18 protein-coding genes and 1 tRNA gene are annotated in these 14898 nt (G+C 66.3%); 9 read left to right on the forward strand and 10 right to left on the reverse strand.

The genetic code is table 11. The features are described from left to right. Window positions 1–222: 222 nt before the first annotated feature. The gene (locus Pph01_RS13460; RefSeq protein ID WP_204073386.1) at window positions 223–657 is read right to left on the reverse strand and encodes an ester cyclase; all 435 of its coding nucleotides are present in this window, start codon (window positions 655–657) and stop codon (window positions 223–225) included. 118 nt (window positions 658–775) lie between these two features. Between Pph01_RS13460 and Pph01_RS13465 the strand changes: the two genes are divergently transcribed. The 4 genes from Pph01_RS13465 to Pph01_RS13480 all read left to right on the forward strand — a co-directional run bounded on the left by Pph01_RS13465 (window position 776) and on the right by Pph01_RS13480 (window position 3226). Continuing rightward, window positions 776–1513 (forward strand): hypothetical protein, encoded by a 738-nt coding sequence (locus Pph01_RS13465; protein ID WP_204073387.1) that lies wholly within the window; start codon window positions 776–778, stop codon window positions 1511–1513. A gap of 59 nt (window positions 1514–1572) precedes the next feature. Beyond that, window positions 1573–2088: an SMI1/KNR4 family protein gene (locus tag Pph01_RS13470; protein ID WP_204073388.1), complete on the forward strand. Its 516-nt coding sequence runs from the start codon at window positions 1573–1575 to the stop codon at window positions 2086–2088. Window positions 2089–2369: 281 nt separating this feature from the next. Continuing rightward, the gene (locus Pph01_RS13475) at window positions 2370–2660 is read left to right on the forward strand and encodes a hypothetical protein (protein WP_204073389.1); all 291 of its coding nucleotides are present in this window, start codon (window positions 2370–2372) and stop codon (window positions 2658–2660) included. Window positions 2661–2908: 248 nt separating this feature from the next. Next, window positions 2909–3226: a hypothetical protein gene (locus Pph01_RS13480; protein WP_204073390.1), complete on the forward strand. Its 318-nt coding sequence runs from the start codon at window positions 2909–2911 to the stop codon at window positions 3224–3226. Window positions 3227–3287: 61 nt separating this feature from the next. Here Pph01_RS13480 and Pph01_RS13485 read toward each other — a convergent pair whose 3' ends face one another. Beyond that, window positions 3288–3908, reverse strand: coding sequence for a hypothetical protein (locus Pph01_RS13485; RefSeq protein ID WP_204073391.1), 621 nt, complete (start codon window positions 3906–3908; stop codon window positions 3288–3290). 146 nt (window positions 3909–4054) lie between these two features. Here Pph01_RS13485 and Pph01_RS13490 point away from each other — a divergent pair, with 146 nt between their 5' ends. After that, the gene (locus Pph01_RS13490; protein WP_204073392.1) at window positions 4055–4249 is read left to right on the forward strand and encodes a hypothetical protein; all 195 of its coding nucleotides are present in this window, start codon (window positions 4055–4057) and stop codon (window positions 4247–4249) included. Window positions 4250–4436: 187 nt separating this feature from the next. Here the strand turns inward: Pph01_RS13490 and Pph01_RS13495 are convergent, their stop codons facing one another. The 5 genes from Pph01_RS13495 to Pph01_RS13515 form a co-directional block, all read right to left on the reverse strand. Then, window positions 4437–5393 (reverse strand): hypothetical protein, encoded by a 957-nt coding sequence (locus Pph01_RS13495; RefSeq protein ID WP_204073393.1) that lies wholly within the window; start codon window positions 5391–5393, stop codon window positions 4437–4439. A 408-nt stretch (window positions 5394–5801) separates the two neighbouring features. Further along, on the reverse strand, window positions 5802–6647 hold the full coding sequence (locus Pph01_RS13500) for an ABC transporter permease (protein ID WP_204073394.1): 846 nt from the start codon (window positions 6645–6647) through the stop codon (window positions 5802–5804). Continuing rightward, window positions 6644–7672 carry an ATP-binding cassette domain-containing protein gene (locus Pph01_RS13505; protein WP_204073395.1) on the reverse strand — a complete coding sequence of 343 codons (1029 nt, stop codon included), beginning with the start codon at window positions 7670–7672 and terminating at the stop codon, window positions 6644–6646. Before Pph01_RS13505 ends, Pph01_RS13500 begins: the two co-directional genes overlap by 4 nt. A gap of 16 nt (window positions 7673–7688) precedes the next feature. After that, entirely contained in the window at window positions 7689–8273 is a 585-nt protein-coding gene (locus Pph01_RS13510) for an NADPH-dependent FMN reductase (RefSeq protein WP_204073396.1), read from the reverse strand. Between the two features lie 106 nt (window positions 8274–8379). Further along, on the reverse strand, window positions 8380–9243 hold the full coding sequence (locus Pph01_RS13515; protein ID WP_204073397.1) for an SDR family oxidoreductase: 864 nt from the start codon (window positions 9241–9243) through the stop codon (window positions 8380–8382). Between the two features lie 115 nt (window positions 9244–9358). Here Pph01_RS13515 and Pph01_RS13520 point away from each other — a divergent pair, with 115 nt between their 5' ends. Together Pph01_RS13520 and Pph01_RS13525 are read left to right on the forward strand one after the other, a co-directional pair. Beyond that, on the forward strand, window positions 9359–9778 hold the full coding sequence (locus Pph01_RS13520) for a winged helix-turn-helix transcriptional regulator (RefSeq protein ID WP_204073398.1): 420 nt from the start codon (window positions 9359–9361) through the stop codon (window positions 9776–9778). Window positions 9779–9965: 187 nt separating this feature from the next. Then, window positions 9966–10925, forward strand: a complete 960-nt coding sequence (locus Pph01_RS13525) for a hypothetical protein (RefSeq protein ID WP_204073399.1) — start codon at window positions 9966–9968, stop codon at window positions 10923–10925. Between the two features lie 21 nt (window positions 10926–10946). On the opposite strand, the gene Pph01_RS13530 is transcribed toward Pph01_RS13525, so the two are convergent. From Pph01_RS13530 to Pph01_RS13540, 3 genes are all read right to left on the reverse strand, one after another. Continuing rightward, window positions 10947–11402, reverse strand: coding sequence for a MarR family winged helix-turn-helix transcriptional regulator (locus tag Pph01_RS13530; RefSeq protein WP_204073400.1), 456 nt, complete (start codon window positions 11400–11402; stop codon window positions 10947–10949). Then, window positions 11399–12304, reverse strand: a complete 906-nt coding sequence (locus tag Pph01_RS13535) for an N-acyl homoserine lactonase family protein (RefSeq protein WP_204073401.1) — start codon at window positions 12302–12304, stop codon at window positions 11399–11401. Before Pph01_RS13535 ends, Pph01_RS13530 begins: the two co-directional genes overlap by 4 nt. A 148-nt stretch (window positions 12305–12452) precedes the next feature. Then, window positions 12453–12529, reverse strand: a tRNA-Lys gene (locus tag Pph01_RS13540). Between the two features lie 85 nt (window positions 12530–12614). On the opposite strand from Pph01_RS13540, the gene Pph01_RS13545 reads away from it, so the two are divergent. Further along, window positions 12615–13463 carry an AAA family ATPase gene (locus Pph01_RS13545; protein ID WP_204073402.1) on the forward strand — a complete coding sequence of 283 codons (849 nt, stop codon included), beginning with the start codon at window positions 12615–12617 and terminating at the stop codon, window positions 13461–13463. Between the two features lie 32 nt (window positions 13464–13495). After that, the gene (locus Pph01_RS13550) at window positions 13496–14875 is read left to right on the forward strand and encodes a VWA domain-containing protein (RefSeq protein ID WP_204073403.1); all 1380 of its coding nucleotides are present in this window, start codon (window positions 13496–13498) and stop codon (window positions 14873–14875) included. The last annotated feature ends 23 nt before the right edge of the window (window positions 14876–14898 follow it).

The following is a 14898-nucleotide window of genomic DNA, read 5'->3' on the forward strand; positions in this document are numbered from 1 at the left end:
TCGGATGGGACCACGTGGTGGCCTTCCCGCTCATCAGTGGTGGGGTCGCGGCCGCGCGTGAGGTGCGTGACGGGTTGACCCGCAGGAAGGCGGCAAGACCCGGGCTTGATCACGAGGTGGATCACAGGAAGCAGGACACGGCGGGCCGGGATGACCTGTAACCGCCGTCCCGGTGGTTCTCGGCGTTTCGCGGCTCGAGGCGAGGCCCGGCACGGCCGGTGATCAGCGGCTTTGGCGAACGAGTTCGGCGCCGAGCTGGGCGTACAGTTCGAGCTGGTCGTAGAAGACGCAGTGGACGGCTATGTGATCGCCGTCCATGGTGCGTAAGGAGCACCCGCGTACGCTGACGCATCGGCCGGTGGCCTCGATGATCTCACCGTTAGGCATCAGGAACGGGCCGCCGTGAGTCCCGGTGAGGGCCCACTGCGTGATCACGAGGTTGCCGCAGACGACGACCGTGCTCCAAGGCGTCCAGCGAATGTCGGGGAAGCCTGTGAGGAACGCCCCCAGGAACGAGGCGATCTCGTCGCGGCCCTCACCCACGCCGGCCGGCGACACGTAGACGGCTTCGTCGGTGTAGCACTCAAGGGCGGATTCCAAATCGTGCGCGTTCAGCGCATTGATCAGGTCGTCCGTCACGTTGGTCACGTTCGACATGCGCGAGTCCCCTTCCTCGCGGTCTGGGGCCATCCACAGATCAGGCTATCGAGACGCGAGGAATCGCTTCAGCCCGAGGTGCGCCCGCGGTCCGCGATCTCTGGTTCGGATAGCCGACATGACGGATTGGTCCCGGCTTACGCATGCCTATGGCTCGGCGGAGAACGTTCCCGAACTGCTCGATCAGCTCGTACCGGATTCCCGCGCCAAGGTGTGGGACGAGCTGTGGTCGTGCATCTGCCACCAGATGACGGTCTACCCGGCGAGCTTCGCCGCGCTTCCACGTCTGACCGAGATCGCCCGAAGCTGGGCTCCTGCCGACCGCACGATGATCCTCTCCCTGTGCGGCTCGATCGTGGCCGGGGCGACACAGCCACACGGAGCCGGGGACGTGCGCGCAATCCATGCTGCGGAGATCGAGGAACTGCTGCGTCTGACCAACGAGACCATGCGTGCCGCGATCGACGAGGACTCTTTCACCTACATGCTGCAGGCGGTGCTCGCCTTCGAGAACGTGCCGGTGTGGGACGAAATGCTGGAGCAGTTGCAGCAAGGGGAGTACGAGCTGGAGAACTGCCCCGGCTGCGGGGTTCATCTCTTCGTCGCGATCGGCGCGGACGGCTATTTCGCCACCTCGGGCGACTACGCGATCGAGGACGACCCTCCGAAGGGCGAGCTGGCTCCTGCGGTTCCCTCCGACCTCGACCTTGTGGCGCGCCGAATGTACGACACGGCCCAGAGCCTCGGCCGGGAGAAACTGGCGACGAAACTGCTCTACCTCTTCGGAGACGCGACCTGCCCCGACTGCCGTACGACGTTCCAGGTGGCCGACCAAGTGATCGAGCAGTACAGCTAGGGGCGCGGATGTGCCCTGCCTCTGATGCGATCTTGATGCCGACCAACTACCGTCGGCCTGTGCTCGACTCCTCAACGGTCTTCGACCACTCCGGCCCGTTCGAGGCCCCTCTCACAGACGAGGTCCTGCGAGCGGTGGAGGCACAGCTTGGGCACCGACTACCCACCGCCTACGTCGACCTGGCCCGTCGACACAACGGAGGTACTTTCGCCCGTGACGCCCACCCCGCGCCCAGTCGAACCACCTGGGCCGAAGACCACGTCGGCGTGGTCTCGCTGGCTGCGATCGGCCGGACTGCGGACTTCAGTCTGTGCGGCGAGCTTGGGAGTGCGTTCTGGGTGGCGGAATGGGGCTACCCCGACATCGGTCTCTACATCGCGGATTGTCCTTCGGCCGGCCACGACCTGATCGCCCTCGACTACCGGTCACCTGGCGAGCCGACTGTCGTCCACGTCGACCAGGAGCGGGGTTACCGAATCACGATCCTCGCCCCCGACTTCGAAACCTTCGTTGCAGGGCTCGTCCACGAGTCCGAGTACGACCTGAACGAGGCGGCGCCGGATCCGCAACGTTGAAGCGGGATCGGTTCAGACGTCGAAACGGAACTTCGACCGCCACTGCGACCACCCGAGTCTTGGAGCTGGTCGCGCGGTCTTCTGGCCTTACCGTCGGCGGGTGCGTTGCCGCACGTTCACGGTGTCTTGTGCCCCGTACGTGCCCCAGGGCATGGTTCGGTCACGGTTGATGGCTATGGTCACGGTCCATGAAACCCCCCATGCTTATGATCCCTGTCCTATTCGCGCTTGTAATGCTGTCCGCGTGTGGCTCTGATGAGACAGGACCGCCACCCGCTCCCGTGATCGACATGCCGAGCATTCGGCCGGACCCGGATTCGATCGCGCATGCGAAGTACTCCGAAGCGTTGAATGCGATCGATCCGGAGATTGTGGGCGATATGCCGGTTGACGAGGGCTTGAATCGCGGCCGTGCACTGTGCACTGCGATGAAAGGCTCGGCCGATTACGCCGAGCTGCTGGAGTTGACCCGTAAGCAGTTCACGGATCCGGGGCATCCGAACGGCTTCGGGCCGGCGAAGAACATGCTGATCCTGCACGCCGTGCGGCAATACCTTTGCCCAGCGTCCTGAGCCGCGCGGAGTGGTAGCAGGCCAGGCGGCGGAGGTGCTATCAGCTTGGGAAGTCTTTCAACATGATGCGGTCTGAGCCGCGGAAACGCTGACCTGGGCATATGCGGGTCGAGTGACCATGAGTCCCGTGATTCCCTGCGGGCCGCCGACCGTACGGGCACGCAGCGGGCACGCGCATGATCCCCGCCGGAGGCGTGTTCTTTCCTACGAGTACGCTCGACACGAGCGAGATGCGAGAGGTTCGGATCATGCCCGCAAAAGAGCAAGTCACGCTTGGCCGCATCATCGGGATGACGCTCTTAACGGGGCTCAGTGTTCTGCTGTGCTACGCGGTGTTCGTCTGGGCGATGTCCGGGGCCTCCGCCGTTGAAGACACCGGGGGGCCCTTCAGTACTAGGGCAAGCCTTTACCGTGCGGCCGCGGTGGTGCCCATCGCTATGGCTGGATTGGCTGCGTTGGTGGGCTGGTGGCGCACGCGCCATCCGTTGAAGTGGGCGGCTATCACGAGCATGCTCACGGCGATCGTCCTGCTGCTGTGGCTAGGTGTCTCGGCCGGCGGATTCTGAGCGGGCCGACGCACGCTTCGGCGACGTAGCCTGACCTCGAGCAGTCCGGAGGCGTACCTGATCAGTAGTGAGCGAGGACCTGCGTAACGGGGTGGCCGACAATGCCGGCCATGTCGGCGAGTTCCTGGGCGTCGAGTTCATATTCGGCGCGAGTCGGGTTCATGGCGCTCACCTCGAATCGCGCGAAGCCGACTGGCCAGTCGTAGTGGAGCATATCCAGCGAGGCGACTTCACCGCAGCACGGCACCGTGACGTCCAGGTCGATGAAGCTCTGGCCGTTCTCCTCGATCAGGTCGTAGAGCCACCCCAGCTCTATGTCACCGTCGCAGCGCGAGCACGTGATCTGGCTGGTGTTCTCGCCGGCGTCTATCAGGGTGACCTGGTCGTAGAACTCATAGTCGACAGACTCCACGGCGTCGTCGGGACCGGAGAAGAGCCCGGCGACGTAGGCCACGGCCGCGGCGGCGGCCTCGAGGCTCGGCTGCCAATTCAGGTCGGTCGGAATCAGACGGATGTACATATCACTCACGGCGCCCAGGATGCCTGATGGCAGGCCTTTGACGGTGACGTAGTCCTCGACCCACCGCTCCATGACCGACGGCACCCGCGCCACCAGCTCGACGCCGTCCAGGGTTATCCGAGGCCCGGACCGCATATCGCTGGCGACACTCGCGAGCCGCATGTCCGCGTCGAAGTACAGCTGTACCGGTAAGCAACGGACCATCTGATGCCTCCCGCCTACTTAACCGGTCGCTAACTTGCGGTGATGCAGACTCCAGCCATCCTCACGGGCTCCAGGCCACGTGACAGTACTGTCTGGGAGCCGTCGTGCTGGTGTCGGACCTGCTAAAACTCGTGGGCAAGCTCCTGCTCGTTTTCATCGGTTTCGTACTGGTCTTTGTGGCCCTTGCCGGCGAGATGGGTTCCGTCGAGCTCGGCATTTGGACGCTACTGCTAGTCGCGGCGCTTGTTTTGACCGTCCTGCAAGACAGCCGGTCCAGGGCAACCCGTAACAGCAGATGAGTCGGCCTGTAGGCCGGATTCTGATTGCAGCATTTCTCTGACCTGCGGTTGGTCTCCGAAACTAGCCCTGAGCTGGGATTTCATGTTCCAGCAGTTGCCAACGTTTCGGAGATCTCTCGCGCTCTGCCGGAACAGAGATGGAACAGGAGGGCCGGTCGCTCGGGATGATTGGAGCTTATTTGCTCGTTCACAGCAGGGGCCGTGCGCGCTTCAAGGAATCTCTGGTGATTTCCTCGATTTCCGCTACTTGAGACTTATAGACATTCAGGGCTGCCGTAAAGTACCGGTCTTGGATATCATGCATCTTCATTGTGTAACCAGTCTTGGCTTGACACTCGGCATCGGCGACCGCCATGGGAATTTCTTTCGCCATAACGACAATATCGGACGTCTTTCCGTCATGTGCATCGGATGCCCGTCCCTGAGCGTCGTAAGGGTCCTTCAACCCGGAATACCCGCTATCTTGCATGCATTTAGACCATGCTTGATTGAGGATTCGGATTCCGGGATCGGCCAAGGCACGCTGTTGCGAATTTTGTGTAATCATGCCAGCCATGGCTGTGCGTTCTCCGAATTTCTCAATGGACCCAAAGATCTTTTTTCGGGACTCCGCTAGACATCCTTTATCCCCGAAGGACACCGTCGATCCGTCAGGCAATAAGACACTAACTTGAGAGTCGGAGGATCCGAAGAACGCTACATCGAATCCTTTTACTTGCTCGGGAGACAATCCGTTCGTCGAGTTATATTTCGCATTTTCACGAGTCTCTTTGTCGACCTGCTCGACTCGCTCTTTGATGCCGTATCCACGCTTCCGAGCCACTTCCACAGACAAGCTAAACCCATCCCCATTGAGGCCAGGGTTTACATCCTGATTCCCAGTCGGCAGCTTGATATAGCGGAAGCCTGAACGGGCCATGCATCGACGAATCGATTCCTCGCCGGCGGCGGCAAGATTTGCTTCTCCGTTGTAAAGGTCATTGATAGCCTGTCGGGCTCCAGGATCTGGATGGATTGGAATCGCCCACTCGTCGCCTTGACCTGAACTCGGGTCATCAGCGGCGGGAGACCCGGAACAACCCGAGAGCACGAGCACGGTTCCGATCAATGAAACGGCTAGCTTACCTGGCACGAAACCTCGCACTGATTGACCTTTTTGTCCGCAGCATTTAATGACGAAAGCTACGACATCTCGACTCGGCCTCCTCAGAACAGCTCAAGAAAGTGGGCCGGATCGGACTGGGCGGACCATGATCGTTTAGGATGGTCCGGTAAGTGCCGCCTGTCAACATAGCTAACTTTGCGGAATTGACGGATCTCGCAGACCCGCACAGTTCGCCCGCGCGGCACAGCAGTTCCCGCGTACCTTCGTCCCACCCGCAGGGGGTAGCGGGCGATCATGGGTGCGATCGATAACCGGGTCGAGTGACCGTGAGTCCCCCGGACGCCGCAGACCGGGCGCGGAAGGCCATGGATGCCTTCTTCGCGCCCGGCCCGGCCGAAAGGTCAAGCGACCCCGGCCGCACTCTCCATAGATGGAGACCGCCTGTGCTCACTTGCGGTTGTACAGGCGCATCGTGAGCGTGCCGAAGACCACGACCAGCACCGCGCTGGAGATCAGCACCAGGGTGACCTCTCCGGTGTCGGTGGCGCCGCCCATCAGCGAGCGCACCGCGCTGACCAGATGCGTGATCGGGTTGACCTCGACGAACACCTGCAGCCAGCCCGGCATGGTCTCCGGGTCGACGAAGACGTTGCTGAGGAAGGTCAGCGGGAACAGCACCAGCATGCTGACGCCCATCACCGACTTCTCGCTGCGCAGCAGCAGGCCGAACATCGTCCAGACCCACGAGAACGCGAACGAGAAGACGATCAGCAGGCCCACTCCCGCCAGCACTCCGGCGGCTCCGCCGTCCGGCCGGAAGCCCAGGACCAGGCCCACCACGAGGATGACCAGGGACGCCACCGTGTACCGGAACATGTCACCGAGGATGTAGCCGACCATCGGCGCGGGCCGCCAGATCGACAGCGACCGGAACCGGTCGAACACGCCCTTCTCGATGTCGGTGTTGACCGCCACTCCGGTGTACATCGTGATCATCACGATGCTCGTCACCATGATTCCAGGCAACAGGTACTGCAGATATTCGGTCGTCGAGCCGGCGAGCGCGCCGCCGAACAGGTACGTGAACATCAGCGTCATGATGATCGGGAACGCTGTCACGTCGAACAGCTGCTCGGGCACATGCTTGATCTTCAACATCGCGCGCCAGCCGAACGTGATCGAGGCCGACAGGGCGCTGGGTCGCCGCGGGCGCGTCCCCGGTGCCATGACGGCGCTGAGCGTCTCGGCGGCGGGGACGTATGTCGTGCTGGTCTCGGTGGTCGTGGCGCTCATGCCGCTGTCTCCTCTGACGTGGCCGGGTTGTCGATGGGGGCGAGGCCGTCGTTCCGGGTGGGCGCGCCCGTCAGCGCGAGGAAGACCTCGTCCAGGCTGGGCTGGCCGAGAGAGAAGTCGTCGACCGTGATGCCGGCCGCTGCCAGCTCCGACAGCGCCCTGGCGGCCCGCTCCGCCGCGGCGTGCTCGATGCCCTCGCCCGCGACGCGCGCGGTCAGGGCCACCGGATCGGCTTCCAGCTGGACGGGCGCGTCCAGCGCCTTGGACAGGACGCGCTCGGCCCCCGGCCGCTGCGACGCGTCGCGCAGCCGTACGTGCACCGAACCCGCGCCGACAGAGGCCTTCAACTGCCCGGGAGTCCCCTCCGCGATGACCTTGCCGTGGTCGATGACCGCGATGCGGCCAGCCAGCCGGTCGGCCTCGTCGAGGTACTGCGTGGTCAGCAGCACCGTCGTGCCCTGGGCGACCACGATGCGGATGATGTCCCAGACCTGGTTGCGGCTGCGCGGGTCGAGTCCCGTGGTGGGCTCGTCCAGGAAGAGCAGTTCGGGCGTGCTGAGGATGCTGGCCGCGATGTCCAGCCGCCGGCGCATACCGCCGGAGTAGTTCTTCACCTGGCGGTCGGCCGCGTCCGTGAGCCCGAACGCCTCAAGGAGTTGTCCCGTCCTGTCCCTGGCGGCCGGCTTCCGGTAGCCCAGGAGCCTGGCGATGAGGATGAGGTTCTCCATCCCCGTCATGTCCTCGTCCACCGAGGCGAACTGCCCGGTCAGGCTCACCCTGCCGCGCACCGCGTCCGGATCGCGCAGGACGTCGTGGCCGAACACCCGCGCCTCACCGCCGTCGGGGCGCAGCAACGTGGCGAGGATGCGCACCGCCGTGGTCTTCCCCGCCCCGTTGGGGCCGAGCACGCCGTACACCGTCCCGGCGGGAACCGTGAGGTCCAAGCCGTCGAGCGCTCGGTTCTTCCCGAAAATCTTGATCAGGCCCGACGTCTCGATCGCCGGGCCGGTTGCACGCTCACTCATGATCTGTCCTCTCCGGTTACGTGACGTACGGCCTGGCGGCGCGCGCGGCCCGCAGCGCGAGGCCCCACCAGACGAGCTGGTCGAGCATGGCCCTGCTCGCCTGGATCTGTTCGTCGGTGCCGCACGGCCTGCCGCTTTCGTCGACACCGCCCCCGAGCAGGTTGAAACCGACGCTGTCCCGCATTGACACGGCGTGCAGCTCGGTGAAGACCGTCCGCAACTGCTCGACCGCGTAGACGCCCTCCGACCTGAAGCCGTAGGACACGAAGCCGACCGGCTTGGCCTGCCACTCGTCGTAGGCGTAGTCGATGGCCTGCTTGAGGGACGCGGGGAAACTGCGGTTGTACTCGGGGGTGACGACCACGAAGGCATCGGCCCTGCCTATCTCCGCGGTGAACCTGCGCATCTGGGGCGTGGCCTCGTGCGGATATCTGGCGGGGAAGGCGAACTCGGCGAGGTCGACGACCTGCGCGCGGAGGTCCGTCCGCTCCCGGATCCGCTCCACGAACCAGCGGCCGATCACGTCGCAGACGCGGCCCTCCCTGGTGCTTCCGATGATCGCCGCCAGGCGCAGCGGGGGCGCGGCCTCCGTGGTCCACATCGGCGTCCCTCCTCGGCCGTCCGTCGTCACCCCACAGGCGCGAGAAACGGCGAGGCGCCCGCTAGATCGGATCTAGCGGGCGCCGTTCGGCGTGGTCGTGCCGATGTCAGGACGCCAACGCGGCCGCGATCGTGTCGGCGATCGGAGTCGTCGGGCGTCCGATGAGCCGCGACAGATCCCCCGGAGTGGCCGCGAGCAGGCCCCGGCTGATGGCGTCGTCCACGTCCACGAGAATGTCGGCGAAGCCCTCGGGGACGCCCACGCCGGTGAGGATCGCCTTGTGCTCGGCGGCGGCCAACGTCGTGTGGACGACCTTCTTGCCCGTCTGCCGTGTCAGCTCCTCGGCGAACTCCTCGAACGTCCACGCGGTGTCGCCGCCCAGCTCGTACGCCTGGTTCAGGTGACCGTCGGCGTGCAAAACGGCCGCCGCGGCCGCGGCGAAGTCGCTGCGCGGGGCGGTGGCGATGCGGCTGCCGGGTGCGACGTTGTTGGCGATGGCGCCCCGCTCCACGATGCCGGCCAGGTCGCCGGTGTACATCTCGGAATACCAGTTGTTGCGCAGGAAGGTGTACGGCAGGCCGGAGTCGAGGATCAGCTGCTCGGTCTCGCGGTGGTCGTCCGCGAGCAGGAAGTCAGCCTTGGGCCCGCCGAACACGCCGACGTATGCCAGTTGTGCCACGCGCGCCGCCTTCGCGGCGTCGATCACCACGGCGTGCTGTGCCGTACGCCTGCCGGCATCGGTGGCCGAGATCAGCAAGACGCGGTCCTCAGCCCGGAACGCCCCCGTGAACGTCTCGGGCCTGTCGTAGTCGGCGAGGTGCAGCCCGACGCCCCTCGCCACCAGGTCGGCGGCCTTCTCCTCGCTGCGGGCGACGGCCGTGATCCCGTTCGCCGGCACTCCGGCGGCGAGCAGGTCCGCGATGACCAGACGGCCGAGCTGACCGGTCGCGCCGGTGACGAAGATGCTCATTCGAATGCTTCTCCCCGATAGGTTCGTGCCATAAGTGCAGGTCCTGCACCCGGGGCTCACCATACGACCGGTACTATCCACGTCATAAGTACCCACCTTCAAGTAAGGTACTGACATGGGCGTAAGAGACGAGCTGAGAACGCACGACACCGCGGCCGTCAGCACGGCCGAGGCGTCGCCGAACGTCAACCGTGCGGAGTGCCCTTCACGGGGAGTCCTCGAGCACGTCACCAGTCGCTGGGGCGTGCTCGTCCTGGCCGCGCTGCTCGAGCGGTCGTACCGCTTCAGCGAACTGCGCCGCGAGATCGGGGGCGTGAGCGAGAAGATGCTCGCGCAGACCCTGCAGACCCTGGAACGCGACGGCTTCCTGCACCGTGACGCCAAGCCTGTCATCCCCCCGCGCGTCGACTACTCGCTTACGCCGATGGGCCGCGAGGTCGCCCAGCAGGTGTGGGTGCTGACCCGGTGGGTCGAGAACCGGCTGGACGACGTCTTCGAGGCACGTGACGCCTACGACGGAGCCCGCGCGTCCTGACCGAACCGCCTGGACCGACGATCCCGGCGCGGACGGCGGCACGGTGCAGGCGGCGGCACGGTGCAGGCGGCGGCATGGCGCAGGCGGCGGCACGGGGACAGCGCCTGAACGAGCACCGTCCTGTTCACGCCCCCGTCGCCGAATTCCCGTCGACTGCGCGATTTCGGATTCGGCATAATGACCGGCCATGTTGATCCAAACCCGCCGGGAAGCGGTCGGAGCATGGCGGCGGCTGGATCGGCGCACCCGCCACGACCTGCTGAACAGCCGGACGCCTCATCCCGATCCGCGGATCGCGGCCATCGCCGCCGCATACGCCGGCGCCTCCTTGGGGCGTGCGGCGGCGCTGAGACGTGCGGTCCTGCCGACGTTGTGGACGACGCTCATCCTGGTGACGGCGACCGTCGCGGCCGTCGTCGTCGAGGTCACCAGCGGCTCGAAAACCGGCTTCACCATCCTGCCCCTGCTGACCGTCGGGGCCATCGTCGTATACGTCTGGCGCCTGATGCGGCGGCAGATCGCGCTCACCCGCATGGAGACCCTTAACTCGCGGAGCCTGCCCGTCGCGGCTCCTCCGCCGATGCCGTCGGGCACGCCCTCCGGTGGGGAACCGCTGGTCGTCGGATACGACTTCAAGGCGTTGCGCGGTTCGTGGGCGCTGTCCGCGGTCCTCATCATCGGCGTGCCGGCGGTGGCCATCGCGATCGGGCGGCCCTACATCTACATTCCCATGACCATCGCCATGGGAGCCATGGCGATCTTCACCATCGTGTCCACCGCGCGGGTGGTGGCCCGGAGGAAGACTCCGGTTCTCGTGCTCGACTCCACTGGGGTCTCCCTCCCGCACCATGACTTCACCGTGCCGTGGCCGCAGATCGCCACGGTGCGCGTGCTCCCCATGCCACGGGGAACTGGGCGGCGCGGAGAGCACCGTGTGATCGTCTTCGTTCCCGTCGACAACCAGCTGATCCTGCAGTCGGCTCCGCCCAAACTCGCCAACAGCATGCGCCGCACCATGGGCTACTACGGCTCTCCGATCGTGGTCATGGACAAGGGGCTGAGCGCCGGCGCCGAAGAGATCGTTCATGCATCCGCGGCTCTCGGAGGCGTCCAGGCCGAACGAACCGGAGCCGCGCCCACACCATGACCTTGGACGGGGACCGGTCGTTCACCGGGTGACGCGGCGGGCCAGAGCCTGGCCCGCCGGCAGGCCGGCGACGACAGACCGGAGGAACCCGATGACCTGCTCGAGGTCGTGGCCTTCGGCCGCGGCGTCAATGGACTGGTAGAGGTCGTCTTCGATCGCGGCGATCCGCCTGGCGAGGCGCAGGCCCTCCTCGGTGAGGGACAACTCGACGTGGCGACGGTCGTGCGCCGACACCCGGCGGTCGACCAGCCCCGCGGACGCGAGGCGGTCGACCAGACGGCTGGGACTGTTGCCGCTCTCGCAGACCAGCAGGTCGCCGAGGCCGTTGAGGGTGAGCGACCGGCGATCCTGGAGGATGCGGAGCACCTCGGCCTGTGAGGGGGTGACCCCGAGCGGCCGCAGGGCCTGGCCGAGCAGCCGGTTGCCCTCACGCTGAGCGGCCAGGACGAGGTAGCGGAACTCTTCGGCGGGTCTCACGCGGCGGTCCCCCGCCTTTCACCGAGCGCCCTGGTCACAGGGGCCAGCCGCGACGCCGCGCCCGGATCGTGGGCGGGAAGGACCAGCAGGCCCGGATTCCGCTCCCGCAGCAGGTTGATCGCCTCGGTGGTCTCGTCCAGTCGCCGCCGCTTCCCGACGCCCGGCACGTGTCCGTCCCGCAGCAGGTCCGCGTCGTAGGTCAGATCCCCGACCATGAGCAGCGGCGGCTGCCCGGTTGCCCGGACCAGCAGCGACAACGATCCGGGGGTGTGACCGGGGGTGGGCAGGAGGAGCAGGCTTCCGTCGCCGAAGAGGTCGTGACCGGTCGTGAAGGGGGCGATCCGAGGATCGTGGACGGGGCCGGGATCGACGTGGCGCCAGCGCAGCCCGGGGAGATCGATGTGGGCGCGCAGGAGTCCCCGCGCCGCCGGCAGGGGCCTGCCGAGGGTCCGCCACTCCTCGCGGCTGACGACGATCTCCGCGCCGGTCAGCTCGCGCAGCCCTCCGATGTGGTCCTGATGCAGGTGGGAGAGCACGGCCACGCGCACGTCGGCGATGTCGTGGCCGGCGGCGGCCAACTGGGCCGTGAGCGTGTCGGCCGACCCGATGTCGAAGCGGGCCAGTCTGTCGTAGAGCATTCCGGTGACGCCGCCGGGAAAGTAGCCGGCGTCGGTCACCGAGGCGCGATCCTGGCCGGTGTCGAACAGCACGAGCCCGCGCTCGTGTTCGATCACATAGACGTTGATCGGCAGCGGAGGGGTCCATCGGCGTGAGGTGGACAGCCACCAGAACATCGGCGTGCGGGTGGCCGCCACATGCTCGGGATGGATGGACACCGTCCCGGTGCTGACCACCGACACCTGCCTGATCGGGCCGGTCGTGCCCTTCGGATCGTTCGTCACGAAAATTAGATTACACGACATATATGTCGTATCAACTATTGGACGGCTTCGTCGCGAGTTGGATCACACGGGACAGGCCCTGTTCATCGGGGCCGGAAACACTTCTGGGCATCCTCGTGATCGACGAGAATGCCCAGGAATCGGATCGTGGTGCGCCGCCAGGGACTCGAACCCCGGACCCGCTGATTAAGAGTCAGCTGCTCTAACCAACTGAGCTAGCGGCGCAGAGCTCTTAAAGATTATCGCAATGCCCAGACCACTCAAAACCGGGCTAGTCTAGAACAACATTCGGTCGACGCTGGGAGTGCAGATGTGGTTCGCCTCGCCTGACGAGGTCCGGGAACGGCTGACGGCCGTGGACTACCTTGCCGACGACGGCATCACGACATCGGTCTTCCTGGCCGGAGCACTCGGAAAGCCATTGCTCACCGAGGGGCCTGCCGGCGTGGGGAAGACCCAGCTCGCCAAGGCCGTCGCCGCGGCCACCGGCGCCCGGTTGATCAGGCTGCAGTGCTACGAGGGCCTCGACGAGGCGCGGGCGCTCTACGAGTGGAACTACAAGAAGCAGCTGCTGCGCATCCAGGCCGATGACGACGCCTGGGACGACATCTTCTCCGAGGAGTTCCTCCTGGAGCGGCCCCTGCTGAAGGCGATCAGGAGCGACGAGCCGACGGTGCTGCTCATCGACGAGACCGACAAGGCCGACGTCGAGGTCGAGGGACTGCTGCTGGAGATCCTCTCCGACTACCAGATCACGATCCCCGAGCTCGGCACGATCGTCGCCGCGCGCAGGCCGTACGTCGTGCTCACCTCGAACGCGACGCGCGAGTTGTCGGAGGCGCTCAAGCGCCGCTGTCTCTACCTCCACCTCGACTACCCCACACCCGAACGCGAGCGCGACATCGTGCTGGCCCAGGTCCCCGGCCTGCCCGCGAGCATCGCCGAGCAGCTGGCCCGTACGGTCGCCGCGCTGCGCGTCCTGGAGCTGAAGAAGTCGCCGTCGATCGCCGAGACGATCGACTGGGCCCGCACGCTGCTCGCGCTCGGCCGTACGGAACTCGACGACGCGGTCATCGGGCAGACGCTCGGCGTGGTGCTCAAGCACAACTCCGACCAGGCCAGGGCCGTCAAGGAGCTCGGCCTGCCGGCCAGGTCCTGAGAACAGGCATGAGAACGGGCATGGGAACGGGCATGACACGCGAGTCGCTGGTCGACCGGCATCTCGGCTTCGTGCAGGCGCTGCGCGAGGCGGGGCTGCCCGTCTCGCTCGCCGAGGGGCTCGACGCCGCCGGCGCCCTCACCCTGATCGACCTGGCCGACCGGAACACACTCCGTGAGGCGTACGCGGCGACGCTGGTCAAGCGGCCGTCCTACCGCCCCGGCTTCGACGTCCTGTTCGACCTGTGGTTCCCGCCCGTGGTCTCCGGCTCGTACGGCACGGGCGCCGGCGAGCGACCGGACGGCGGGATCGACCTGGAGCACGCCGAGATCCCCGACTTGCGCGACCGGCTCGCCGATCTGCTGATGGGCGATCCGGACGACCCCGCGTTCCGGGAGTTCGCCCGGGCGATGGTGGAGCGGTTCGGCCGGGTCCAGGCGTCGGCGGGACGGCAGTCGTGGTTCTCCTTCGCCGTGCTGCGCGCACTGTCTCCGGAGACGCTGACGGCCCGCCTGCTCGACCGGATGCTGGCCGAGCGCGGCGGTCTCCCCGAGAAGATCGCCCGCCAACAGATAAGCCGAAATATCGCCAGATTTCAGGAGGAAGTGGCCACCGACGTCCGGCGGAGGATCGCCGAGGAGTCCGGCATCGAGAAGATCGCCCGTTCGACGGTCAAGCCGCCGATCGACAGGATCGACTTCCTGCGGGTGACGAAGGCCGAGCTCGCGCAGCTCCGCCGCGAGGTCTACCCCCTGGCCCGCCGGCTCGCGACCCGGCTCACGATGAGGAACAGGCTCGGCCGCCGCGGGCGGCTCGACTTCCGGCGGACGGTCAGGGCCTCGTTGTCGACGGGCGGCGTGCCGCTTACGACACGGCTGCGGCCCAAACGCCCGCACAAGCCGGAGCTCGTGGTGTTGTGCGACGCCAGCGACTCCGTCTCCACGTTCTCCCACTTCACGTTGCTGCTCACGTTCGCCCTGCGCGAGCAGTTCACGAAGGTCCGCGCGTTCGCGTTCGTGGACGCGGTCGACGAGATCACCACGATGTTCGCGCCCGGCGCGGACGTCATCGACGCGATCACCCGGATGGCGCAGGACGCCGACATCACCCGGTTCGGCCGCACCGACTACGGCAACGTCTTCGAACGGTTCGCCGAGCGTTACGCGGACGCCGTCGGCCCGAAGACGTCGCTGCTGATCCTCGGCGACGCCCGCTCCAACTACCAGGCGCCCGCGCTGGACACGCTGAAGCGGCTGGCGGGGCGCGCCCGGCACGCCTACTGGCTCAACCCGGAACCCCGGGCGCAGTGGGACACCGGCGACTCGGTCGCCACCGGCTACGGTTCCGTCGTCCCGATGTACGAGTGCAGGAACGTCGCCCAGCTCGCCGAGTTCATCGAGACGCTGGACTGACCTCTCCGCCCGCCCGGATCGAG

The sequence above is a fragment of the Planotetraspora phitsanulokensis genome, from assembly GCF_016863295.1.
GTDB lineage: Bacteria > Actinomycetota > Actinomycetes > Streptosporangiales > Streptosporangiaceae > Planotetraspora > Planotetraspora phitsanulokensis.